Annotated in this window: 23 protein-coding genes and 1 tRNA gene; 8 read left to right on the top strand and 16 right to left on the bottom strand. The window is 60.5% G+C overall.

All coding sequences use genetic code 11. The annotated features are described in order from the left end of the window. The first annotated feature begins 23 nt into the window (after positions 1–23). Together ACTJJ7_RS27235 and ACTJJ7_RS27230 are read left to right on the top strand one after the other, a co-directional pair. A complete protein-coding gene (locus ACTJJ7_RS27235) occupies positions 24–641 on the top strand; it encodes a TetR/AcrR family transcriptional regulator (protein ID WP_440969420.1) in 618 nt (205 codons plus the stop codon). Positions 642–686: 45 nt separating this feature from the next. Next, positions 687–1,907: an MFS transporter gene (locus ACTJJ7_RS27230; protein ID WP_440969419.1), complete on the top strand. Its 1,221-nt coding sequence runs from the start codon at positions 687–689 to the stop codon at positions 1,905–1,907. Position 1,908: 1 nt separating this feature from the next. Here ACTJJ7_RS27230 and ACTJJ7_RS27225 read toward each other — a convergent pair whose 3' ends face one another. Further along, complete coding sequence (locus ACTJJ7_RS27225) at positions 1,909–2,283, bottom strand: DUF4406 domain-containing protein (protein ID WP_130269896.1); 375 nt, start codon at positions 2,281–2,283, stop codon at positions 1,909–1,911. Between the two features lie 26 nt (positions 2,284–2,309). Then, complete coding sequence (locus ACTJJ7_RS27220) at positions 2,310–2,894, bottom strand: NUDIX domain-containing protein (protein ID WP_440969418.1); 585 nt, start codon at positions 2,892–2,894, stop codon at positions 2,310–2,312. Positions 2,895–2,982: 88 nt separating this feature from the next. Here ACTJJ7_RS27220 and ACTJJ7_RS27215 point away from each other — a divergent pair, with 88 nt between their 5' ends. Further along, positions 2,983–3,738 (top strand): DeoR/GlpR family DNA-binding transcription regulator, encoded by a 756-nt coding sequence (locus ACTJJ7_RS27215; RefSeq protein WP_440969417.1) that lies wholly within the window; start codon positions 2,983–2,985, stop codon positions 3,736–3,738. A gap of 16 nt (positions 3,739–3,754) precedes the next feature. Here the strand turns inward: ACTJJ7_RS27215 and ACTJJ7_RS27210 are convergent, their stop codons facing one another. Next, positions 3,755–4,318 carry a TetR/AcrR family transcriptional regulator gene (locus tag ACTJJ7_RS27210; RefSeq protein WP_280952381.1) on the bottom strand — a complete coding sequence of 188 codons (564 nt, stop codon included), beginning with the start codon at positions 4,316–4,318 and terminating at the stop codon, positions 3,755–3,757. 706 nt (positions 4,319–5,024) lie between these two features. Here ACTJJ7_RS27210 and ACTJJ7_RS27205 point away from each other — a divergent pair. Next, the gene (locus ACTJJ7_RS27205) at positions 5,025–6,164 is read left to right on the top strand and encodes a porin (RefSeq protein WP_440969416.1); all 1,140 of its coding nucleotides are present in this window, start codon (positions 5,025–5,027) and stop codon (positions 6,162–6,164) included. 290 nt (positions 6,165–6,454) lie between these two features. After that, positions 6,455–6,880 carry an N-acetyltransferase family protein gene (locus ACTJJ7_RS27200; RefSeq protein ID WP_440969415.1) on the top strand — a complete coding sequence of 142 codons (426 nt, stop codon included), beginning with the start codon at positions 6,455–6,457 and terminating at the stop codon, positions 6,878–6,880. Positions 6,881–6,944: 64 nt separating this feature from the next. Here the strand turns inward: ACTJJ7_RS27200 and ACTJJ7_RS27195 are convergent, their stop codons facing one another. Further along, on the bottom strand, positions 6,945–7,586 hold the full coding sequence (locus tag ACTJJ7_RS27195; protein ID WP_440969414.1) for a class I SAM-dependent methyltransferase: 642 nt from the start codon (positions 7,584–7,586) through the stop codon (positions 6,945–6,947). A gap of 241 nt (positions 7,587–7,827) precedes the next feature. Here ACTJJ7_RS27195 and ACTJJ7_RS27190 point away from each other — a divergent pair, with 241 nt between their 5' ends. Beyond that, on the top strand, positions 7,828–8,043 hold the full coding sequence (locus ACTJJ7_RS27190) for a DUF4287 domain-containing protein (protein ID WP_105732113.1): 216 nt from the start codon (positions 7,828–7,830) through the stop codon (positions 8,041–8,043). Positions 8,044–8,107: 64 nt separating this feature from the next. Here the strand turns inward: ACTJJ7_RS27190 and ACTJJ7_RS27185 are convergent, their stop codons facing one another. The 4 genes from ACTJJ7_RS27185 to ACTJJ7_RS27170 all read right to left on the bottom strand — a co-directional run bounded on the left by ACTJJ7_RS27185 (position 8,108) and on the right by ACTJJ7_RS27170 (position 12,475). Beyond that, on the bottom strand, positions 8,108–8,245 hold the full coding sequence (locus ACTJJ7_RS27185) for a hypothetical protein (protein WP_165401839.1): 138 nt from the start codon (positions 8,243–8,245) through the stop codon (positions 8,108–8,110). An 87-nt stretch (positions 8,246–8,332) separates the two neighbouring features. Continuing rightward, positions 8,333–10,762: a penicillin-binding protein 1A gene (locus ACTJJ7_RS27180; RefSeq protein WP_440969413.1), complete on the bottom strand. Its 2,430-nt coding sequence runs from the start codon at positions 10,760–10,762 to the stop codon at positions 8,333–8,335. 439 nt (positions 10,763–11,201) lie between these two features. Continuing rightward, positions 11,202–11,278 (bottom strand) — tRNA-Ile (locus ACTJJ7_RS27175). Between the two features lie 168 nt (positions 11,279–11,446). Further along, positions 11,447–12,475: a sugar-binding transcriptional regulator gene (locus ACTJJ7_RS27170; RefSeq protein ID WP_130269884.1), complete on the bottom strand. Its 1,029-nt coding sequence runs from the start codon at positions 12,473–12,475 to the stop codon at positions 11,447–11,449. A gap of 160 nt (positions 12,476–12,635) precedes the next feature. On the opposite strand from ACTJJ7_RS27170, the gene ACTJJ7_RS27165 reads away from it, so the two are divergent. Further along, positions 12,636–13,397 carry a hypothetical protein gene (locus ACTJJ7_RS27165; protein ID WP_440969412.1) on the top strand — a complete coding sequence of 254 codons (762 nt, stop codon included), beginning with the start codon at positions 12,636–12,638 and terminating at the stop codon, positions 13,395–13,397. On the opposite strand, the gene ptsP is transcribed toward ACTJJ7_RS27165, so the two are convergent. The 5 genes from ptsP to ACTJJ7_RS27140 are packed head-to-tail and all read right to left on the bottom strand — an operon-like array spanning position 13,394 to position 18,109. Further along, positions 13,394–15,364: a phosphoenolpyruvate--protein phosphotransferase gene (gene ptsP, locus ACTJJ7_RS27160; protein WP_440969411.1), complete on the bottom strand. Its 1,971-nt coding sequence runs from the start codon at positions 15,362–15,364 to the stop codon at positions 13,394–13,396. The genes ACTJJ7_RS27165 and ptsP overlap by 4 nt on opposite strands. A gap of 50 nt (positions 15,365–15,414) precedes the next feature. Further along, entirely contained in the window at positions 15,415–15,792 is a 378-nt protein-coding gene (locus ACTJJ7_RS27155; protein WP_105732108.1) for a PTS glucitol/sorbitol transporter subunit IIA, read from the bottom strand. Positions 15,793–15,821: 29 nt separating this feature from the next. Beyond that, complete coding sequence (srlE, locus tag ACTJJ7_RS27150; RefSeq protein WP_105732107.1) at positions 15,822–16,838, bottom strand: PTS glucitol/sorbitol transporter subunit IIB; 1,017 nt, start codon at positions 16,836–16,838, stop codon at positions 15,822–15,824. A gap of 22 nt (positions 16,839–16,860) precedes the next feature. After that, positions 16,861–17,619 (bottom strand): PTS glucitol/sorbitol transporter subunit IIC, encoded by a 759-nt coding sequence (gene srlA, locus ACTJJ7_RS27145; protein ID WP_130269878.1) that lies wholly within the window; start codon positions 17,617–17,619, stop codon positions 16,861–16,863. Positions 17,620–17,674: 55 nt separating this feature from the next. After that, a complete protein-coding gene (locus tag ACTJJ7_RS27140) occupies positions 17,675–18,109 on the bottom strand; it encodes a transcriptional regulator GutM (protein WP_105732105.1) in 435 nt (144 codons plus the stop codon). Between the two features lie 171 nt (positions 18,110–18,280). Between ACTJJ7_RS27140 and ACTJJ7_RS27135 the strand changes: the two genes are divergently transcribed. After that, entirely contained in the window at positions 18,281–18,931 is a 651-nt protein-coding gene (locus ACTJJ7_RS27135) for a hypothetical protein (protein WP_440969410.1), read from the top strand. On the opposite strand, the gene ACTJJ7_RS27130 is transcribed toward ACTJJ7_RS27135, so the two are convergent. Genes ACTJJ7_RS27130 through ACTJJ7_RS27120 form a run of 3 tightly spaced genes read right to left on the bottom strand, consistent with a single transcriptional unit; the run spans position 18,912 to position 22,274 of the window. Beyond that, entirely contained in the window at positions 18,912–20,234 is a 1,323-nt protein-coding gene (locus tag ACTJJ7_RS27130) for an acetoin dehydrogenase dihydrolipoyllysine-residue acetyltransferase subunit (RefSeq protein WP_440969409.1), read from the bottom strand. The genes ACTJJ7_RS27135 and ACTJJ7_RS27130 overlap by 20 nt on opposite strands. 3 nt (positions 20,235–20,237) lie before the next feature. Beyond that, positions 20,238–21,236 (bottom strand): alpha-ketoacid dehydrogenase subunit beta, encoded by a 999-nt coding sequence (locus ACTJJ7_RS27125; RefSeq protein WP_105732102.1) that lies wholly within the window; start codon positions 21,234–21,236, stop codon positions 20,238–20,240. A gap of 12 nt (positions 21,237–21,248) precedes the next feature. Next, positions 21,249–22,274 carry a thiamine pyrophosphate-dependent dehydrogenase E1 component subunit alpha gene (locus tag ACTJJ7_RS27120; RefSeq protein WP_440969408.1) on the bottom strand — a complete coding sequence of 342 codons (1,026 nt, stop codon included), beginning with the start codon at positions 22,272–22,274 and terminating at the stop codon, positions 21,249–21,251. Positions 22,275–22,403 lie beyond the last annotated feature (129 nt).

The following is a 22,403-nucleotide window of genomic DNA, read 5'->3' as shown; positions in this document are numbered from 1 at the left end:
ATGATCTTTCCCTATATTGGGGCATGACCGAAATCACCGCATCGAACACCATGCGCGGCCGTGGCCGCCCCCGCGAATTCGATATGAACGAAGCGCTCGACAGGGCTTTGCGCGTCTTCAGCGAACGCGGCTACCACGCCACCTCGATCGGCAATCTGACCGACGCCATGCAATTGGCTTCAGGCAGCGTCTACAAGGCGTTCAAGGACAAGCGCGGCGTGTTTCTGGCCGCCTTTGACCGCTACCGGGCCGTGCGCAGCGGCAAGCTGCGCGCCGTCGCCGACACGGACAAGACAGGCTATGAACGCATCCGCGACGCCTTGACCCTTTATGCCGATGTCTCGCATGGCCAGGCTGGGAAATTGGGCTGCCTTGTCGTCAGTTGTGCCAGCGAGCTGGCAACGTTCGATCCGGAAGTCGCGAAAAAGGTCGCGGCAGCCATGGATACCAATGAAGCTGTGCTGCGGGACCTGATCGAGCAGGGCAAGAAAGACGGCTCGGTGCCTGCCCATATCGATGTCAAGGCGACGGCGCGGCTGCTGCTCTGTCTGGTCCAGGGCATGCGCGTTGTCGGAAAAACCGGCCGGACGCGCGATGAAATGGTGGCCGCCGTCGGCGTGGCCATGAAAACCCTGACCTGATCGCATCCATCGGAAAATTCTCAATTCCCTCCCAAGGAGTTATCCATGTCCTCCCCCCATTCAGACGCCCCGTCTGATCATCCGGCCATTTCCCCATGGCTGACGCTGCTGCTGGCAACCGCCTGCGGATTGATCGCCGCCAACCTCTATTATGGGCAGCCGCTGGCTGGCCCCATCAGCGCGGAACTTGGCATGTCGCCGGCAGCGGCTGGTCTCATCGTCACGCTGACGCAGATCGGCTACGGCCTCGGCCTGCTGCTGATCGTGCCGCTGGGCGATCTCTTCGAAAACCGCCGCCTGATCCTGACCGTCATTTTCGCCGGTGCCGCCGCCCTGCTCGCTGCCGGACTGGTCACCCATCCCCTGCCGTTCCTCGCCGCCGCCCTGTTCATCGGGCTCGGCTCGGTTGCCGTGCAGATCCTCGTTCCCTATGCCGCCCACATGGCGCCGGAAGCCGCCCGCGGCAAGGTTGTCGGCAATGTCGTCAGCGGCCTGATGCTGGGCATCATGCTGGCGCGCCCTGTCTCCAGCTTCATCGCGCAGTTTTCCTCGTGGCACGTGGTGTTCTACCTCTCATCCGCCGCGATGATCGCCCTGATGATCGTGCTGGCATTGGCGCTGCCGAAGCGCGTTCCCGCCTCGAAACTCACCTACCGCCATTTGTTGTCATCCATGGGCCGCCTGGCGGTGACAACGCCAATCCTGCAGCGCCGCGCACTGTATCAGGCCTGCATGTTCGGAGCCTTCAGTGTGTTCTGGACCACAACACCGCTGCTGCTCGCCGGACCGGAATTCGGCCTGTCGCAGGGCGGCATTGCCCTGTTTGCGCTGGCAGGGGTTGCCGGTGCCATTGCAGCCCCCATTGCCGGACGCTGGGCCGATCGCGGCCTGACGCGCCCGGCAACGGTCTTCGCCATGCTGCTGGTATCGGCATCGTTTCTGATGACGCATCTGGCGCCGCATGGCTCGACACTGGCGCTCGGCCTGCTCACCGCTGCCGCCATCCTGCTCGACTTTGGCGTGACCACCAATCTCGTGCTGGGACAGCGGGCGATTTTCTCGCTCGGACCGGAATACCGCAACCGCCTGAACGGGCTTTACATGGCGACATTCTTTGCCGGCGGCGCCATCGGTTCGGCCGTCGGCGGCTGGGCCTTTGCCCATGGCGGCTGGTGGCTGACCTCCTGGATCGGCTTTGCCCTTCCGGCGCTGGCTCTTCTCTATTTCACCACGGAAAAGCGCGCCGTGCTGGTGCCCGCCACATAAACTAGTGCGAGGCCGCCAAAGCCCCGCAGCCCGGCACGTCCTCCAGCCGGTAATAGACCGGGATACCGCGCTCATGGGCAAGGCGGACATCATTGTCAGCCCCCTTTGAATCGCCGGGCAAGCGCAGGATCGCATCGCACAGCGCGATCAGCCGCCCGGCAGCCGGATGGAATATCTGGTCGTAGAGCGCATCGCCGATGTGCTTGCCGCCTGCCGCATGCCATACGGGCAAGGCCACCCATTCGCCGATCATCGGCAGATGCCCCGCCTGAAACAGCGGCCAGGACACTTCCTCCAGCCGCTTGAGATTGTCAGCCATCTTGCCGGCATCGTCATTGGTTCCGGACCGGTATGGCCCGGCGATCAGAATAAGCATGGTCTTCTCCGCAGGATTTATGTGGGTTAAGCGAAAATGTGCAGGGCTGCATACTGCAACAGCATGATTGTCTTGCCGTCCTCGATGGCGCCGCGGCCGATCATGGCCAGTGCCTCGTCAAAGGGCAGTTCGAGGACATCGATATCCTCCCCCTCGGCTGCCTCGCCGCCGCCATCCGAAACCCGGTCCGACGAGGTATATTCTCCGGCAAAGAAATAGAGCTTTTCGGTCACCGATCCCGGGCTCATGAAAGCCTCGAACACCTTGCGCACATGCTGCACGCGATAACCGGTCTCCTCCTCCGCTTCCTTGCGGATGCGCTCCTCCGGCGAAACATTGTCGAGCAGCCCGGCGGGTGCCTCGATCAACAGTTCCGTGCAGCCGTTGACGAAGGCGGGATAGCGGAACTGGCGCGTCAGGATGACCGTGCGCCGCGCCCTGTCATAGAGCAGGATCACCGCGCCATTGCCCCGGTCATAGGTCTCCCGGTTCTGCGTCTGCCACGTGCCGTCACGGCGCAGATAATCGAATGTCGTCTTTTTCAGCACGAACCAGTCATCGGCAAGAATTTTTACGGTCCGGACGCGGACGCGGTCGGCAAGCTTTGTCATTGGGCACCACCATGGGACAGGATAGGCTTGATAAAACGTGCAACTTCGTGCAGAGTCAAGAAATATCGTGCACAATTTTGAGGAACCCATGCTGACGCAACAGCGCAAGGCGCATATTCTCGCGGTTTTGAAGCAAACGGGACAGGTCGTCGCCAAGTCTCTCAGCGAGCAACTCGACCTGTCGGAAGATACGATCCGCCGGGATTTGCGCGAGCTTGCGGCGGAAGGACTGTTGCAGCGGGTGCATGGCGGGGCTCTGCCTGCGTCCCCCGCCCTTGCCGACTTCTCCGGTCGCCAGGCGATTGCCACCGATGGAAAGAAAGCCATCGGCCGTGCGGCAGCGGCCATGATCCGGCCGGGCCAGGTGGTTTTTGTCGATGGCGGCACGACGGCCGTGCAGCTTGTCCGCCATCTGCCGCCGGAACTCGAGGCGACCATCATTACCCATAGCCCCAGCATCGCGGTTGAGCTCGTGAGCCATCCCCGCATCGCGGTAGAATTGATCGGCGGGCGGCTGTTCAAGCACTCGGTCGTCGCCGTGGGCGCATCGGCCATCGAGGCCATCGCGCGGTACCGCGCTGACATCTACTTTATGGGCGTCACTGGCGTTCACCCGGAAACCGGCCTGACAACGGGCGATTCCGAAGAGGCGGCGGTCAAGCGCGCCCTGTCGCACCATGCGGCGGAAACCATCGTTCTCGCCTCGTCCGAAAAGCTGGGGGCGGCATCGCCTTACGTGATCTTACCGATGAATGAGACACAGGGTTTGATCGTTGAACGCGACACACGGGACGAAACCATGGCGGCCTATCGTGCGGCCGGGGTGAGCGTGACGGTGGCCTAGAACGGCCAACCGGACGCTATTCCTCGTTCAAGGCAATGACGTTCATCACCTGCTCAAACGGCTCACGAGAGCGCAGCATCCGCGCCAATATCCAGGCGCCTTCCAGCGACACTAGAATCTTCATTGCGAATGCCCTTCCATCCTTCTCCGGATGGAACCGCGTGATCTGTTCGGCAAAACTGCCGATCCAGCTTTCCATGACCTCCTTGATCGCCAGCGACAGCCGCTCGGATTTTGGCGTGGTATCCAGAAGCACGCTGGTGATGGGACAGCCAAGCGTCCAGCCGGACGCCTCGAATGAATCGTAGAGCCGCGCGATCATCAGTTCCGCCCCGGCCCGGAACGTCGGCGCATCGCGAAAACTCTTGTCGAGGACGTGAATGATGTAGCCGCCCGCACTGCGCACCGCGTGCTCGGCCAGTTCTTCCTTGCCGCCGGGGAAATGAAAATAGAAGGACCCCTTCGGCGCCTTTGCCTGGGCAATGATCTCCGACAGTCCCACACCATGATAGCCGTGCGCCTGGAACAGGATGACGGCGGTATCGATGAAGCGGGTCTTGGCATCTGATGGACGTGGCATGGTGCGCATTATGCATGTTGTATGGCGATCGGTCTAGTGCTACGTTCTATGGCGATTGCCATAGAACAGATGGCACTATCCGGGAGACGACCGATGTCTGACCAGCGCGAACATGATTTGACCGGGTGCGAGGCGGCTTTCACACCTTCTCCTGTGCCCCGGTTGTGGCAACGATTACTCGACCTTACCGGTTATTCGGCCCTGCACTGCCTCGGGGGGCGTGCCGCCGATGGGCAGACGCCGCAAAACTGGGACGGCCTGGAACCCTTCGATTTCTTGCGGGGGTGGCGGAGCGGCGAGGACTGAGTAGCAAGAAAAAACCAGATTTGTCCAAAACTTGAAGCAACGGGACGGCACAGACGCCTACATCCCGCTTTTCGGGAATTTATACCGGATAAAATACCTCACCTAAGTATATATGAGGATTTATACACAGTCTTAAGTTGTATAATGAAACCGCCAATATCGTGATTCGATCTGATGTGACGCAGAAAGCGAGATTTCTGATGGAATCTCAAAAATGGAACCAATTATTTCCATTTATTTTACAATGGTTTAATGTTGCAACTGCGGAATCACATCAAATTTGTGACATAATTGCAACGGAGAGAGTCCAACCGGAGTACAACTTGGAGTTGGTGATTGCCGTTCTCGATAAAACTGCACTAAGCAGTATAGGTCAATCAAGACCTTTTGGGGGACCAATATGACTATGAGAAGTATTCTACTGGGCTCAGCTGCAGCTCTCGTTGCAGTATCCGGCGCCCGCGCTGCCGACGCAGTTGTTGTCGCCGAACCGGAAGCCGTCGAATATGTTCGCGTTTGCGATGCATACGGCAAAGGCTTCTTCTACATTCCAGGCACAGAGACCTGCCTGAAGATCAGCGGCTACGTCCGTTACGACGCCAAGGGCGGCGATGACGTGTACTCCGGCGGCCACGTCAACAATGGCAGCGATCCCAACGGTGACGGCACATACTTCAAGCGCTCGCGCGCTGTCGTGCGTTTCGATGCCCGTTCGGAAACTGAACTCGGCACGCTGCGTTCATACATTGAAACACAGTTCAACTACGACAACGGCGTCAACAAGGGCGCGTCCCTTCCCCACGCCTATATCGAACTTGGCGGCTTCCGCGTCGGTACGACCGATGAAATCTTCGGTTCGTGGACCGGTTATGCCGGCGACGTCATGAACGACGACGTCATCAACTACCAGTCCGGCCAGTCCAACCAGATCAGCTACACATTCACTGGCGGCAACGGTTTCTCGGCAATCATCGCTGCGGAGCAGGGTTCGGGCAGCTATGGCGCATTTGATCCTGTAACGGGCCTTCCAATTGCTGGAACCAGCCGCTCCTACCAGATCGACGATTACATGCCGCATGTTCTCGCCGGTGCAAAGTATGAACAGGCTTGGGGCGGTATTTCGGGCGTCGTCGGTTATGACTCCGTTATCGAAGAATGGGCTGGCAAGGTCCGTGTGGATGTGAAGTTCACCGACACTGTCAAAGCCTTCGTTATGGGTGGCTACCAGTCGAACTGGGATGACTCCACTGCTGGCAAGGGCCTGAACTGGTTCGGCACATGGAGCGGTGACTGGGCTGTCTGGGGTGGTCTGTCCGCCAAGGTTTCCGATAAGGCAACCGTCAACGCACAGCTTGCTTACGAATCCGAAGGCACCTACTCGGGTACTTTGAACCTGGCTTACGAACTGGTTCCAGGCTTCACGATCACTCCGGAAGTCACATACACCAAGTTCGACGGCCTGCGTAAGGCTGTTTCGGTTGCCAATGGCGGCAACGACGATGCATTCGGTGGCATGATCCGCTTCCAGCGCAACTTCTAATCGACCACGATTTGGAGAGATCCCGGGGGCACGCCCCCGGGTATACGGCTACGGCCCAAAAAGCATTTATCAATTGCATCTGGCCATGTAGAAGGACTGCATGTCCGGATCTCGATGATGAGATCTCCAGTCACGTCATTACCTTAGAACGGTGGGCCGAAGGCCCGCCGTTTTTTGGCGTTTGGCGGGCGCTGAAAACGATGCGCCGGATCAGGACATTTTGCGACAATGTACGCTGAACATGGTATCAGCCTGGCAGCAGATTGGATTTCTGAGGCTTGAGGGAACAGATGGCAATTGAGATCAGACCGGCCATTCCAACGGATCTGGATGCCTTGGCATCGCTGGATACCGTCGCAGCCGCCCGCCCCCAACGCATCGGTGAAATCAGACAATGGATCGCCGCGAACCAGTGCTTTGTCGCGCTCTACGGCGGTGAAACCGCCGCCTACGGCGTTTTCAACTACCACTTCTTTCACGCTGGCATGATTGAAATGGTCATGGTCGGAGCGGATTTCCGGAAAAAGGGCATAGGCGCCGCCCTGCTCCGGCATTTTTCAGACATTTGCACCACACCGAAAATCTGGACCTCCACCAACCTCTCCAACCAGCCCATGCAAAACCTGATTGCCCGGGCCGGGTTCATTGCGAGCGGCTACATTCACAACCTGGATGAACACGACCCCGAACTGATCTTCGTCAAGGTTTTGACGTGAACGGAACCGGCGATGATTGCCACAGGGCAATGGAGATTGGGCTTTTTCAGCACCATCATTGCCGTCATCTCTTGCGCGCCACGATATAAGGCCGGTTGTCATTACCGCCGGTGGCGTGATTTTCGGTCGCGACAATGTCAAAGCCGGCGGCAGATATAAGCCCATTCAGCTCCGCTGCCCGGAACACGCCCGCATAGGGTGCCAGCCGCAACGCCCGCATTGCGGGCAGCAAAGCAAGCCGAATGAGCGGGTTCATCTCGCCGACGCAGGGCGTCTTGGAAATGAACAGGCCTCCCGCTGCAAGCAGGGCATGGATACGGCGCAGCGTGCCGGGCAGATCGCGGACGAGATGCAGGTAGTTGAATCCGAGGATCGCGTCGAATTCATCCACGCCGGGCACCAAATCCTCGGCGGTCGCCGTGCGGAAGGCAAGCGCCGGCATGGCAGGGCCGGCGGCCTGTTTCTCTCCGGCAATCGCGATCATGCCGGCGGAAATATCCACCGCAAGATAGGTTTGCACGTCGCCCGCCAGCCGGAGCGCCGTCGTTCCCGTTCCGCAGCCCAGTTCCAGCACCCGCCCGGCCGGCGCCAGCAGTGCACGGGTGCGGTCCAGCGTACGCTCATAGCCGGCCGGATCGGCAACCGCGCCCCTGGCATATTTGCGGGACGTGCGGTCCCAGAAACGGGCATCGCTGGCTGTGTTCATCGCGGTTCTTCTGCCTCTCACCTGCGGGACGGGCCGTTGGCGGGTTGCGGGCATTCCATTCTGCCCGGCATTTCCCTCGCCCGCTTCAGTTCTAACGCACATTTGCCGCCGTTCAAGCGGCCCGTCATTTCCCATTGATTGAACGCGGCGGGAATGCAAAAAAGTTTGCAACAGTGTCGGGAGTCGGTTCTGCGGTTCGTCCTGCGGCCATATCCATGACAGACGACAGGGAGATCGTGCCATGACCGAGGACAACACCGTAAAGGGGCCCGCTTCATACTTTCCGGCCATCGAAAAGAAATATGCCAAGCCCATCGGCCACTGGCTGACACTTTTGGCGGATTTGCGGGATCAGAAACATATGGAGATGGTCGCCTTCCTGAAAACCCAGCACAATATGGGCCATGGGCACGCCAACGCCCTGGTTGCGCATTTCCGGGCTCTCAACGGGAGCTGACTGTTCCGCCGCGCTCCCGGCGAAGGGCGGAAAGGTGCCTGCGCTCGGCGCGAGCGCGGCGCGTTTATTTATCCTGACCTTTGTGCGGCCAGTGCTTGTCGTCGCGTTCCAGTTTCCTCACCGTCAGCACCAGGCCCGTTGTCAAAACAGCGGCCAGAATGACGATGATCAGTATCCAGCTTTCTTCCAGTATCTTGATCATTCCGCCTGCTCCTCCTTGCTGCCGGACCACGCCCGGCCCAAACCATGATAGCAGCGATGCGGGTTGAAATAATGACGCCTTTCGCCCTTAAAACAGCCCCTGATGCGTTTCCAGCAGGGCACGGCGCCGTGCGGCCGGACCGGTATTGTCGGCGGTTGGGTCGCCGGTATCCGCACTGCCATCAATCACCGCGCATGCGCTGCAGGGTGCTGTCCCCGGCTTGAATGCCTCACGGATCGCTCCCGGCGTCGAGGCGTCGACAACACGGCCCGAATTGCGATCAATGCTGTAGAAGGTCATTCCGTCAGGCATTGGAAACGACCCCGCCCCTTTGCCTTTCACGGCGGTTTTCATGAAGTCGAGAAACACCGGCGCGGCAAGCCCGCCGCCGGATTCGCCCGCACCCAAATGCCTGGGATTGTCATAACCGATGAAGATGCCGGCAACCAGGGACGGAGTAAAGCCGACGAACCAGACATCTTTCTCGTCATTGGTCGTCCCCGTCTTGCCCGCAACCGGCACCCCCAGTCCCCTGACCGCACGGCCCGTGCCGCGCTCGACGACGCCTTGCAGCATCGAGGTCACCTGATAGGCGGTCATCGGATCAAGAATCTGCTCGCGCTTGTCGACGAGCGCAGGCTCCGCTTGCCCTTTCCATGGACCATTGCACTGGAGGCATTCCGTTTCATCCTGGCGGTAAATGGTCTTGCCCGTTCGATCCTGTATCCGGTCGATCATGCTTGGTTTGACTGACTTTCCACCATTGGCAATCACGGAATAAGCGGACACCAGGCGCAGCAATGTGGTTTCTCCGGCACCGAGCGCCATGGGAAGATAGCGATCCAGATGGTCGTAAAGCCCGAAGTTTTCGGCATATTGCGCAACCAGATCGATCCCCACCTGTTTGGCAAGCCGCACGGTCATCAGATTGCGGCTGAGTTCCAGTCCGACACGCAGCGTGGAAGGACCCGAGAATTTCCCGTCATAGTTTTTTGGACGCCATTCCCTGCCTGTTCCGTCCGGCATGGAAAACGGCGCATCGAGAACCAATGTCGAGGGCGTATAGCCGTTGTCGAGCGCCGCCGCATAGACGAACGGCTTGAACGCGGAGCCCGGCTGGCGATAGGCCTGGGTTGCCCGGTTGAATTCCGATTGCGCATAGGAAAATCCCCCGACCAGAGCCACCACGCGTCCCGTGTGCGGGTCCATCGCCGCAAGCGCCCCCTGGACTGCGGGCCGCTGGCGCAGGAGGTAACCCTCCCCCTGCTTCTCCACAAAAACCACATCGCCGACCGAGAGGACCGTGTCGAGCGACCGTGCGACCAGTTTCTTTTCAGCGACAACCATTCGCAGGGCCCATCGCGAACCGGACAGGGAAAGCGTTGCATTGACATCGGTCATATCAGGCCGGGCTTTAAGCCGGAGCGTCGCCTTGTCCGCGCTCACCGAGCGGACGATGGCCAGCCGCCACTCCGGGACGTCGGCCAGTTCGGCAAAACCATCGAAGGCTGCTGCACTGTCGGGCTCGCCGGCCCGCCCGAGCGCGCCCCTGTAGCCTTGTTCCTGGTCGTATTTGACCAATGCAGACCGCAAAGCTTTCACGGCAGCAGTCTGCAAGGGCATGTCCAATGTCGTTCTGACGGAAACGCCCGCGGTATAAATGGCATCCGACCCGAAAGCCGCTGTAATCTGGCGGCGTACCTCGGACGCGAAATACTCCGTATCATTCCCGAACCGCCGCGTGATGGTTGCGGTCGTACCCAGCGGGGCATGGCTTGCCGCGACCGCATCGGCAGCATTGATGTAGCCGTTCTGCGCCATTCTCAGGATAACCCAGTTTCGTCTGCTGACCGCACGTTCCGGATAAAGGAACGGGTTGTAATTGTTGGGTGCCTTCGGCAGAGATGCCAGATAGGCCGCTTCGGCAATGCTCAGCTCGTTCAATGGCTTGCCAAAATAGGTCAGCGAGGCAGACGCGACGCCATAGGAGCCAAGCCCGAGATAAATACTGTTCATGTACAGTTCGAGGATATGATCTTTTGAATAGACATGCTCGAGCCTGATGGCCAGAACCGCTTCCTGAAGTTTGCGTGAGACTGTCCGCTCCGGCGAGAGGATCAGGTTTTTCACGACCTGCTGGGTGATGGTCGAAGCACCGGCCATCCGCTGACCCGATCCATAATTGAGGGCATTTGACCAGGCGGCGCGCAGGAGCCCGGTCCACTCTATCCCGCCGTGTTCATAAAAATTCTTATCTTCGGCTGAAAGAAACGCCGCCTTGACCAAGTCCGGCACGGCACCGATCGGCGTGTAAAGCCGGCGCTCAATGCCGGTTTCCGCGATCAGTTCTCCGCGGCTGTCATAGAAGCGTGACAGGAGGGGCGGCGTCCAATCCTTCAGATCGCGATAGTCCGGCAGCGTTTTTTCGAATGTTGCCAAAAGGAGAGAGACGCCCAACGTCAGAATGGTCATCAGCGAAACAGCATCCGACGAAAAGCCAACGATGATTTTCTTCATGTTTTACCCGTGAAGCCAGCCGGATTCACCGCAGCGGGCATCTGTTATATCTGTATGTTTCGATGCCAGCGAATGTCGGCGCAGCGGCCAGCCTTCATGCTTGGCGAAGCAGGCCGTGCCTCTGTCAAGGTCCGGCAGGTCAGATCAGCGCATTCTCTGGTGGCCGGATTTCAACCGGATACCCCTCATAACACAAATGGTAAATTCTATTGTCTGTCATTAGAAAAACTATGCCTTCAAGCCGCTTCTGTGGAAGTGGTCGAGAGCATGCCTCATCCCCGCCGCCGGCTGAGATTGCCTGGACGCTGCGCTTTTTCACAGGGCTTGATTCTCGGGGCTGAATGTCGTGAACGCAGTTTCGCATATCCGGCTGCAATGGCCGGCCGATTGGCAAGCCTTCGGGCCAACCGCTATATAACTATTTGAATTTATAGGAAAATGGTGGGCCCGGAGGGACTCGAACCCCCAACCAAGCGGTTATGAGCCGCCGGCTCTAACCAATTGAGCTACAGGCCCCACCTGAAAGCACCGAACCTCATGGCCGCTGCCCGTCTTCCCCGCGATCAATAGCGGGAAAAATCACGAATGCAATGCCCGATTTGATCTCATTGCCCGATAGGGCAATTTCGAGCCGAAAATCCACAACTCCCGTGGATTTTCATGCGCTTGCGGCAGCCTTTTTGATCAGCGCTGTTCCTTGCCGGCCAGAACCAGCAGCTGGCGCGCGCTTTCCTCGTCGGTAATGAAAACCGTCGGCCGGATCAGTTTCATCGCGCCCAGCAGCGCATTGATCTTTTCCTTGCCGCCTGAGGTCAGGACGCGCACCGGCACCTTCTGCAGCGTCTCGATGCCCACCGACATGACGAGATCATGAATCGGGTGATCGACGAGACGGCCCTGCTGGTCGTAGAAATGGAACAGGATATCGCCGACCGCGCCGCGTTCCGCCAGGGACGACTGGTGCTCTTCATTGAGGAAGCCGATGCGGTAGGGCGTGCTCGATGCCGTTTCGATGGCGCCGACGCTGAGCAGCACGAGATCGAGATCCTCGGCCATCTCGAACACGCTTTTCAGGCCGCAGCGCTCGATCAGCGCCGTACGGGTCTCGACGCTGTCCACAAGCGCCGGAGCCGGAATGAGATAGCCATTGCCCTGAAACAGCTGGGCAAACTGCCAGGCGAATTCCGCCGGATTGAAGCGGCGCGGCTGGCTGATGCCGCCAAGCAGGGAAATCACGGTAAAATCATCCAGCGCCCGCGCTTCCAGATAGGACAGCGTGCTGAGCAGCGTGCGGCCCCAGCCGACGCCGACGCGCATGCCGTTGGCCACCACGCCCGAGAGATAATCGCCGGTGGCGGCGCTGATGGCCGGGATCGGGTCATTGTCCGCCTGCGACAGCGGCGCAATGATCACCTTCTCCAGCCCGAACTGCTGCTCGACCTGCCGTTCCAGCGCAATCAGGTCGGACAGGTATCCCTGGATGCCGATCTTGACCTCGTTGCGGGCACGCGCTTCGGCCAGCATGCGCACGATGGTCACGCGCCCGACGCCGAGCACTTCGGCAATCTCGTTCTGGGTCATCTGCTCGATGTAATACATCCAGGCGGCGCGCATGCGCATGCGGCTGATTTTCGTATCAGGCTGCCCGATATCCAGCGGGGCCTTTTTCGGACTGTTCGGCGCGCTGTTCGCCCGCTTGCGTCGATCGGTCAATTCACATCCCCTTAATTGCTCGTATCCATTTCCCGCCGGTAGCAGATTTGTGTGCTGACAAAACAACGCCGCACACACTACACTCCCGCAGAATATTGTTTAGCAAGTCACCAAAAGCAGATACAAAGCATTATCCACTTTGCAAGTCGAGGTCTGCCACATGATCAGGGATATTTCAAACGAGATTGTCGTTGGCCTCAAGGACCGGTTGCGCGATGTCAGGCACATGATCCGGGCGAGCCGCAGCGACACGATCAGGACGACGGCCCCCGAAGGTCCGGAAGTTCTGCTGGGTCACGCCGCCCGTGTCGTCGACAAGGCACTGACCGTGGCCGAAAAAATCTCGATTTCACTGGTCTCGCAGGACCCGAAGGCCCATTCCGCCACCATCGAGGCGCGCAGCCTCAATGCCTATTTTCCCGGCGACAGCGCCAAGGGCGAAGCATTGTTCCGCCGCGACGTTTATTACCTGGCGAAACGTATTTTTACCATTCTCGGTTGTGAAAATCCGCTGGTGCACGAGGCCACCTTCGCCGCGGTCCATGCCGCCATGATTCGCCGGCATGCCGGCCGGATCAAGGCGGCGACCGGCACGAACGGCCTGGCCGAGATATCAAGCGCCTGCGCCATCCTGGCATTCGAACTGCAGTCGGGCCACCAGGCCCAGCCGCTGCCGCCGCACATGGCGGGGGAAAACACCCCTGACAAAGCAAGCCAGTTCCTGTGCTTTTCCGCCATTGCGCTTGCCATCGGCCTTGCCAGCTACAGCGCCAATGAAGAGCCGGGCGACGAAAAACTGGTGGAGAGCGCGCTTTTGGCATTGAAGGCGCGCCAGACCAATCTCATCGAGGCGACGGAAGGCAAAAACCGGACAGATGCGCTGTCCGGCCTTTTCGCTTTCCTCATCCCTGTCCTGCCCTAATCTGCCTTAGAACCTTCCAGAACGCACTTCTTGGCGCGCTGGATCGATGACGGGCTCATGCTCAGCTCGGTCAGCCCCATGGCGATGAAGGCCGGGATCAGATCCGGGCGTCCGGCAGCTTCCCCGCACATCCCGACCATGATGCCCGCATCGGTCCCGGCTTTCGCCGTCAGTTCAATGGCGGCCATGACGGCCGGATGGGTCACGTCATTGAGCTTTGCCACCGTCGGGTTGAGCCGGTCGGCAGCCATGATGTACTGCGTCAGATCGTTGGTGCCGATGGAAAAGAATGCGACTTCCCTGGCCAGTGCCGGAGCAATCAGCACGGCGGCTGGTGTCTCGATCATCACGCCGAGATCGAAATGCGCGAACGGCGTGCCGGCGGCGGCCAGTTCCGCGGCGCATTCCCCGATCAGCGTCTTCGTTGCCCGCACCTCGCCAACGTCGGAGATCATCGGCAGCATCACCTTGATGTTGCCGTGGACGGCAGCGCGCAGCAGCGCCCGCAGCTGCGGCTTGAAGATATCCGGCCGGTCGAGGCACATGCGGATGCCGCGCCAGCCGAGGAACGGGTTTTCCTCATCGGGAAAGTCGACCCCGGCAATCGGCTTGTCGCCGCCGATATCGAGCGTCCGCACGATCACCGCATGCGGGGCGAAGGCCCGGGCCAGGCTGGAATAGGTTTCCGCCTGCAAATCTTCCGACGGCAGGTGGATATGCCGCATGAACAGAAGTTCGGTGCGGAACAGGCCAACGCCCATGGCGCCCGCTTCCTTTGCCGCATCGATTTCCTCAAGCGAGCCGATATTGGCGGCAATGTCGATGACCGTGCCATCGGCACGCCGGGGCGTAACGTCCCTATAGGCGGTCAGCGCCTGCTTTTCCGCCCCCGCCTTGGCGATGGCCGCCTGAAAACGGCCTGTGATACCGGCATCCGGATCGGCAAAGACCTCGCCGCTGTCGCCATCGAGCGCAACGGTCCGCGCATGCTTCAGATCAAGCACGGCGCGGCCGAGGCCAAGCACGGCGGGAATGCCGTGGGCACGGGCGATGATGGCGACATGCGAGGTGGCGCCGCCATGGCCGCAGATCACCCCGGCAATGCGCTTCAGGGGCGCGCGGGCGAGATCCCAGGCGCCGATATCCTCCGCAACCAGGATCGAGCCCTCGGCAATGGTGTCGAGATTGACGTCTTCCTGCCCCAGAAGGGCCAGGCAGATCTGTCGCCCGACCGCATTCACGTCGTCGGCGCGGGCATTGAGATAGGGATCGTCCATGGTGGCAAAATCGGAGGCGATCTTCGATGTCGCCCCGATCACCGCCGAAACCGCATCGATGCCGCCTTCGACGATGGCAATCGCACCGCCGGTCAGTTCGTCGTCATTGGCGATGTCCTTCAGCGCCGCAACGATGCCCCGGTCGCTCTCAGCCAAACCGGTTTCCGCGAGCGAAGCGTCCATGCGCTTCTGCACGGTGGCAATGGCCTGCTTCAGCCGCAAGACCTCGTCAGCGATCGCGTTGGCCGCCAGCGGGCGGTTCTCGTGCTTGATCTCGGCGGGGAAAAACCCGTAGACGGCACCGATGGCCGCCCCTTCGCTTGCAGCGACACCGCGCAGGGCACCATCGGCGGGAAGACCTTGCGCAGGCTTGCGCGCAGCGGGCTTCCCGGTGTCCTGCTTCTGCGGCTGGACCGCGCCGTCATCTTCCAGTCCCGCATGCGGGTTTTCGAGATAGCCGATCAGCGCCTCGATGGCTTCAATCGCGTCGGCACCGGTCGCGCGGACGGTGATTTCCTCGTTTTCCTTGACGCCAAGCAGCATGAGTTTGACCGAGCTCTTGGCGCTGACCGATCTGTCATCCTTGACCAGCTCGATATCGGATTCGAAACTCTTGGCGAGTTTGACAAACCGGGTGGCCGGCCGCGCATGCAATCCGTCATGCACCCGCACAATCGTCGAGCGTTCCATGCTTTACTCTCTTTGGTATTTCGTTCTGTTTCCGCCGTCAGTCCTGAACCCTATCCGATGGTGATCGTCGCCCCCACCTTGAGGGTTGAGACCAGTTCGCCGGTATCCACTTCCGATGCGCAGATTTCACCGGGGCGGTCAACGTGATCGGACCCGTTGAATGTGATGACAACATGGCCGATATCCCGGACTTTTTGCCAGGCATAGTCACCGATACCGGTTATTTTGGCCGAGAGATCGCCGATGCGGATCACCGTGCCAACAGGCGGCGTTGCTTCCGACGGCGTGCCGTCGACCAGGTGCAGGATCGAAACTTCGGCGAGTTCCGGCGGTGCACCATCGGCAAACAGGATGACAACGCCTCCTTCTGCGAGGTCCGCCACCTCGGGACCCACGGCTGTTACCCGTGTTTTCAAAAGAACTGACATGATGGCGAACCTCTTCTTGTTAATCGGGTTTAGAATACGATCAGGCTGACAACCCAGGCGATCAGCACCGAGACGGGACCCATGATCTGACGGCTGATCAGAACCGCGGGAACACCGATCTCGATTGTCTTGGGCTTGGCTTCACCCAGCGCCAGCCCGACCGGCACGAAATCACAACCAACCTGCGTATTGTAGGCAAACAGCGCAGGCAGGGCCATTGCGGGCGAAATCGTGCCATTGGCGATCTGCGGGCCGATGATGGCCACGCCGATGACCTGCGCAATCACCGCGCCCGGTCCCAGAATGGGTGACAGGAACGGCAGGCCGCAAATGGCCGAGATGATCAGAAGGCCGACGATGTTGTTGGCAAGCGGGCCCATCGGCTGAGCCAGCACATCGCCGATCCCCGTATAGAGGATGAAGCCGATGAGCATGGTCACGAAGGCCATGAAGGGCAGGACGTTGCGGATGACCTGATCGATCGTGCGGCGGCCGGCATTGAAGAAAATGCCGACGACGCGGCCCATGACCCGGCCCACCGAACTGATCAGCCCGATCAGGCCGCCTTCGCCGTTGTCCGATGCTGCTGCCGTGCGGCTGGACATGGCGGCGGCCATTTCCGCCGGTGTCGGCGTTGCGGCCGCCCCGGCAGCCGCGGCGTCCTGCGACCCGTCGGCCAGCTCGATATTGGCTTCCTTGACGCCGGAGACATAAATGTCCTCGGTGATGAACTGCGCGAGCGGGCCGGACTGGCCGACCGGCGTCAGATTGACAGTGGGAATGCGCTTGCGCGGATAGACGCCGCAGCGGGCGGTACCGCCGCAATCGACGACGACAACGCCCATTTCACCTTCGACCGGCGGCGACTTGAAGCCGTCGACGGCTTCACCGCCGGTGAGTTCGGCGATGCGGCGCGCCACGGGATGAATCCCGCCGCCCGTGACGGAAACAACCTTGTTGCGCTGCGGTGTCAGCTGGATGGTCAGCGGGCCGCCCCAACCGTTCGAGCCCTTGGAAATCTTGACTGGTTTATAGGTCTTCGACATTGTTTTTCTCCCCACCCCTGACTTAAAGCTCGACGCCCTGGCGCCGCGCCATGATGGCGGTGATGCGCTCGGTCAGCATGCCTTTGAGGAGGATGACCACGAGACCGACAATGGCGTACCAGATCGCCACCCGGATGTGATAACCGGCGGGAACAAGGCCCTTCTTTTCCAATTCGAGCAGGGCCACCAGAATGCCGCCCCAGACGAAATACTCGCCGGGATTGATATGCGGGAACAGGCCGAGCGGCGGATGCACATAGGACACGGCAGCGTCATAGAACGCCGGCTTGTGCTTTTCTTCGAGGAACGACCCGAAGGTATAAGCCATCGGATTGGTCAGGAAGAACACCGAGAGCAGCGGCAGTACGGTATAACGGGTCAGGGCAATACGGCCCGCACCGCGCGCGATGCCATGGACGCGTTCTTCACCGACCAGCTCGGTCAGCGCGTAGAAAGCGGTCATCAGCACGACCAGCGTCGGGATGATGCCGGTGACGAAACCGGCAAAGACTTCGCCGCCCTTCTGGAAAATGCCGATAAAATATTTACCGGCGCTGGTGAGCCAGCCGAGCTGCTCTTCCTTCTGCACGTTCTGCAGCTTGTTCTTGAATTCCTCGACGGAAATATCGCCGCTGGATTGCGCCAGCACCACGAGGTCATTGCCCGCGTGGTGGATGGCCTGTTTGCCGTGCAGCGCAGCATCCGAGACCATCGACCCTGCCACCGACAGATGGTGCATGGTGACGTCGGCATGCTGCGCCAACATTGTTAGAATTGACATGTTCCCTCCTCCTTATCGGCCATTTGCTTGGGTACGGCCACCCCCGGGCTTGCCCCTATGCGTTGACTGTCTTGATTCCTGCCAGCCCCGGCTGCTTCGGCTCGGCACGCGCGCGGTCGATCTGCTCGATGGCGCGTTCTGCCGCCTTGGCCAGGGCCGGGTCTTCCACGCCGGATAGGAGCGGATCGGCGCGCAGGGCGTTCAGCGTGATTCCCTCGAACTCCGGCCGCCGCGCAAACTTCGCGAAAACCGAACGGCCGCGCATCACCAGGAAGCGCTGCACCACGAGATCCGGCGTCACCACCACGAGAGCGATGACGCCTTTGCCGAAACGTCCGCGCACATTGCCTGCACCGACATATCCGTCGTTGTATTTCGACGTAATTCCCTTCATCACATCGCCATAATGGCGCATCTGGTACCAGACGCCCAGCGACTGCAAAGCCCAGAGAACTCCAAGGGCAAGCAATCCCCATTGCCACATCGCCATGTCTTCAACCTCCCATTGTCCAGCCAGCAACATATGCTATGCCGGAACGGAAAAATATAGAACATTTGTTTTTTGCAATGTCAATATGTATGATTTCGTGTATCATTGAAAACTTGGCTTCCTGCGCATTGAAGCGTAAGACATTGATGGAACTGATCAGAGAGATACGGCATGGATTTTCTGTTTCGCGATGAGCTGGTGAATACGCCCGACCTGCGTCACCGCCTGCGGCGGCTGCGCTGGTTCCGCATGGCCTTTCGCAAGAATGTCGCGCTCATTGCCGGGCATTACGGCTATCGCTTCGTCATTGACGAAACGAAGCTGACGGCCGCCTTCCTCAACTGGATCGAAACCGTCGAGCAGCAAAAATCCTTTTCCCGCATTGACCGCAAGGATTTCATCATCTTCGCCGCCGGTCTGGTGCTGAAGGAACTTATTGCCGAGGCGCCCGCCAGGGTCGAGGGCCATACGCCGCAGACCAATGCCGACGCCACCGAAATGGCCGATATCATGGCCTTCTGGCCGGAAGGGTTTCTCTACACCAATTTCTGCGTCGGCACGATTGCCGCCATCTACGAACAGGAATTCGGTACAGCGCCGCAAATCGCCAGTTGCGCCAACGACCTGCGGACCTGGTGGTCCTACAAGGAAAATGTCACGGAAATGCCGGGCTATGCCGTGGCCTTTCTCGACAAGTTCCTCGGTGCGGAGCCAAACTGGGTCATGCCCAACCTGGCATCCGCCCGCGGCGCCATCCAGCGTGCTTTGATCGCTTCGAAAGGCGGCAGCCGCCTGACCGCGACTACCCCGCCGACCGGCTGATTTCGCGCAGGATCCGCACGACCTTTTCCCGCTCTTCCAGCTGCGGCATGTGCCCCGTTCCGGCAAAGATATGCACGGCAATCTCGCCCGGCAGCCCCGACGCCTGCGCGGCAGGGATAATCCGGTCCGCCGCGCCGAAAATCACCCGGACCGGCATCGCCAATGCAGCAAGGTTTCTGCGGATATCGAAGACCTGTGTGCCATCGGCAAAGAAGCGGTCGGCCACCAGCTTTTGCGCCTCACGCAACCCTTCGTCCTGCGCCTGGGCAAGTGTTGCCTTGACGAAGGATTTGGTCAGGAGGCTCTCATCCTGCACCAGAAGCTTCATCCAGGCGATGAGACTGGCTTCCGCCCTTGCGCGGACGAACCCCTGCAGGAACGCGCCGTTGATCTCAGGGCCGAGCCCAGCAGGCGCAATCAGCGTCAGGGCGCGGATATCGAGGTTACCGCGCGCCGCGACCTTGGCTGCAATCGCAGCGCCGAAGGAATGCGCCGCCACCACGACCGGCCCCGCATGATGGGCGGCAATCGTCTGTTCGACCCGCGCAGCGATGGTTTCGATATCTGCCGGAATGTCACGCGGTGATTCGCCATGCCCCGGCAGATCAATCGCCAGGACCGGGCTATCCAGCGTTGTTCCGGCCAGCATCGGCCGCCAGCTGTTGAGATCGGAACCAAATCCGTGGATCAGCACCAGAGGCGCAAGCGTGGCATCATTGCCCTGCCGCAGCCAGACCGCATGCAGCGGCGCATCACCGGCCTTGGCCTGAACGGGAACAATGACGGCCGGTTTGGCCGCCGCCGGCCGTGCCTGCGCAACATTGGCTTCGACGTCCCTGCGCTGAATCCGGCCCTTGGGGCCGGAGCCCGCAACGGACGCAAGGTCGATCCCGCTTTCCCTCGCGATCCGCCGCGCCAACGGCGTTGCGCGGACACCGTCCGCGACAGCAGGCAGGGTTTGCGCGACCGCGGCAACCGGCGCGGCAATGGCGACCTCCAGCGGCTTGCTGGGAACGGCAGGTTCGACCGCATCCAGCTGACTTGCCGGTGCGGCATAGGTTTCGCCCTCGGCAAAAATCCAGGCGACGCACTGGCCGACGGGCACAACCGCGCCTTCCCCGGCCTTGACGTCACGCAGGATGCCGGAAGCTGGCGCATCCACTTCCATGGCGGCCTTGTCCGTCTCGATTTCGAACAGCAGCTGGCCCTTGGAAACGCTGTCGCCCTCCTTGGCATACCAGCGCGAGATCTGGCCGGTCTTCATATCCATGTCGACCTTGGGCAGGATGACTTCGGTAGGCATGAGCTATCGCACCCCCTTCACGAGATCGCGGGCGCTGGCGAGAATGCCCGGCACCTGCGGCACGGTGGCCTTTTCCAGCTCCGGATTATAGGGGATGGGTGTTTCCGCCCCGCCCAGCCGCACAATCGGCGCATCGAGATAATCGAAGGCCTCGCTTTCGGCGATCATGGCGCTGACTTCTGCGCCGACACCGAGGGTTTTCACGCCCTCATAGACGCACATCAGCTTCGACGTCTTCTTGACGCTGGCGATGATGGTGTCCTTGTCCATCGGCCGGACGGTTCTCAGATCAACGACTTCAACGTTGATCCCTTCCTTTTCCAGCTCCTTGGCCGCTTCCAGCGCCTTGTGCACCATGATGGCCGACGCAACGATGGTCAGGTCCGTGCCTTCGCGCACGACCGCCGCCTTGCCGATCGGCACGGTGTAATAGCCTTCCGGCACCGGGCCCTTCATCTTGTAGAGCAGCTTGTGCTCGAAGATCATCACCGGGTCCGGGTCTTCGATGGCCGCAAGCAGCATGCCCTTGGCATCGTAGGGCGTGGCAGGCTGGATGACTTTCAGGCCGGGAACGTGGCCGAGCCAGGCTTCGAGGCTCTGGCTGTGCTGTGCCGCCGCGCCCGTGCCGGAACCGGCGGGAAAACGCATGACCAGCGGCACCGAAACGGCACCGCCCAGCATGTAGCGGATTTTCGCCGCCTGGTTGACGATCTGCTCCATGGCCAGCGCCGCAAAATCGGAGAACTGGAACTCGAAGATCGGCCGCATGCCGGTCAGCGCCGCGCCGACGGCAACGCCCGCACCGCCAAGCTCGGAAATCGGCGTGTCCATCACCCGGTCCTCGCCGAAGCGGTGCACGAGATCGCCCGTGACCTGGAAGGCGCCGCCATAGACGCCGATATCCTCGCCCATCAGGAACACCCGGTCATCGGCCTCCATGGCAAGCGCCATGGCTTCCTGGATAGCCTGCGAATAGCTCAGCTCGCGGATTGTCTCATTCATCTGGAAAGTCTTTCAGTCCGTGTACACGTCGCGCGTGAGATTGTTCAGATCAGGGGATGGGCTGTTCCTGGCAAATTCGATCGCCTCGGCGATTTCCTTCTCCGCATCCGCGCGGATGGCTTCGATATCACTATCGGTGACGAAGCCGAATTCCTTCAGCTGGGTCTCGAACAGGTCGATGGGATCGCGATTGGCAATCCAGTCCTCGATCTCTTCCTTGGTGCGGTAGCGGTTGCGGTCGCTCTTGGAATGGCCGCGGTGGCGATAGGTCTTGCACTCGATCAGCGTCGGGCCCTCGCCGCGCCGCGCCCGCTCGACCGCCGCGTTGGATGCCTCGGCCACATCCGACAGGTTGTTGCCGTCGACGATCACGCCCGGCATGTTGTAGCCGGCGGCACGATCCGCCACATTCGGCACCGCCGTCGACCGCTTGGTCGAGGTGGACATGCCGTAGCCATTGTTCTCGCAGACGAAAACCACCGGCAGCTTCCAGATCGCCGCGATGTTCAGCGCCTCGTGAAAGGCCCCCTCATTGTTGGCACCATCGCCGAAATAGGAAATGACGACCTTGCCATTCTTCTGTTTCTTCGCCGACAGCGCGGCGCCGACGGCAATCGGAATGCCGCCGCCGACGATGCCGTTCGCACCGAGATTGCCCTTGGACACATCGGCGATATGCATGGAGCCGCCACGGCCCTTGCAATAGCCGGTTTCCTTGCCGAAAAACTCGGCGAACATTTTTGACACTTCCGCGCCCTTGGCGATGCAATGGCCATGGCCGCGATGGGTCGAGGTGATCATGTCATCGTCGTGCAGTGGCAGGGATATGCCGACGGCGCTGGCTTCCTGCCCGATGGACAGGTGCATCGTGCCGTGGATAAGCCCGCGCGTGTAGGATTCTTCCGCGCCCTCTTCGAAGCGGCGGATGAGATACATCTTGCGCAGAGCCTCCTTCAGCTGCTCCGGAGAATAGTGCCGGAACGCGAAAGGAAGATTGCTGCCATCGTCCTTGAATTTGGCGTTTGTGGCGGGAGCCATGCTTGGCACTCCTTAGCTGTTTGCCCTGAATTCTGGTTGCTGGACGTCACGCGCCATAAACGAGCTTGTCCTGCCGCTGTCTGAGTTCGACGATTTTCGAGCCGGGGATGGGGGCGGCGTTGGCGCTGG

The sequence above is a fragment of the Phyllobacterium sp. 22229 genome (assembly GCF_052056495.1).
Classification (GTDB): Bacteria; Pseudomonadota; Alphaproteobacteria; order Rhizobiales; family Rhizobiaceae; genus Phyllobacterium; species Phyllobacterium myrsinacearum.
The sequence above is the reverse complement of the archived record's forward strand: the minus strand, read 5'-3'. Positions and strand labels throughout refer to the sequence as shown.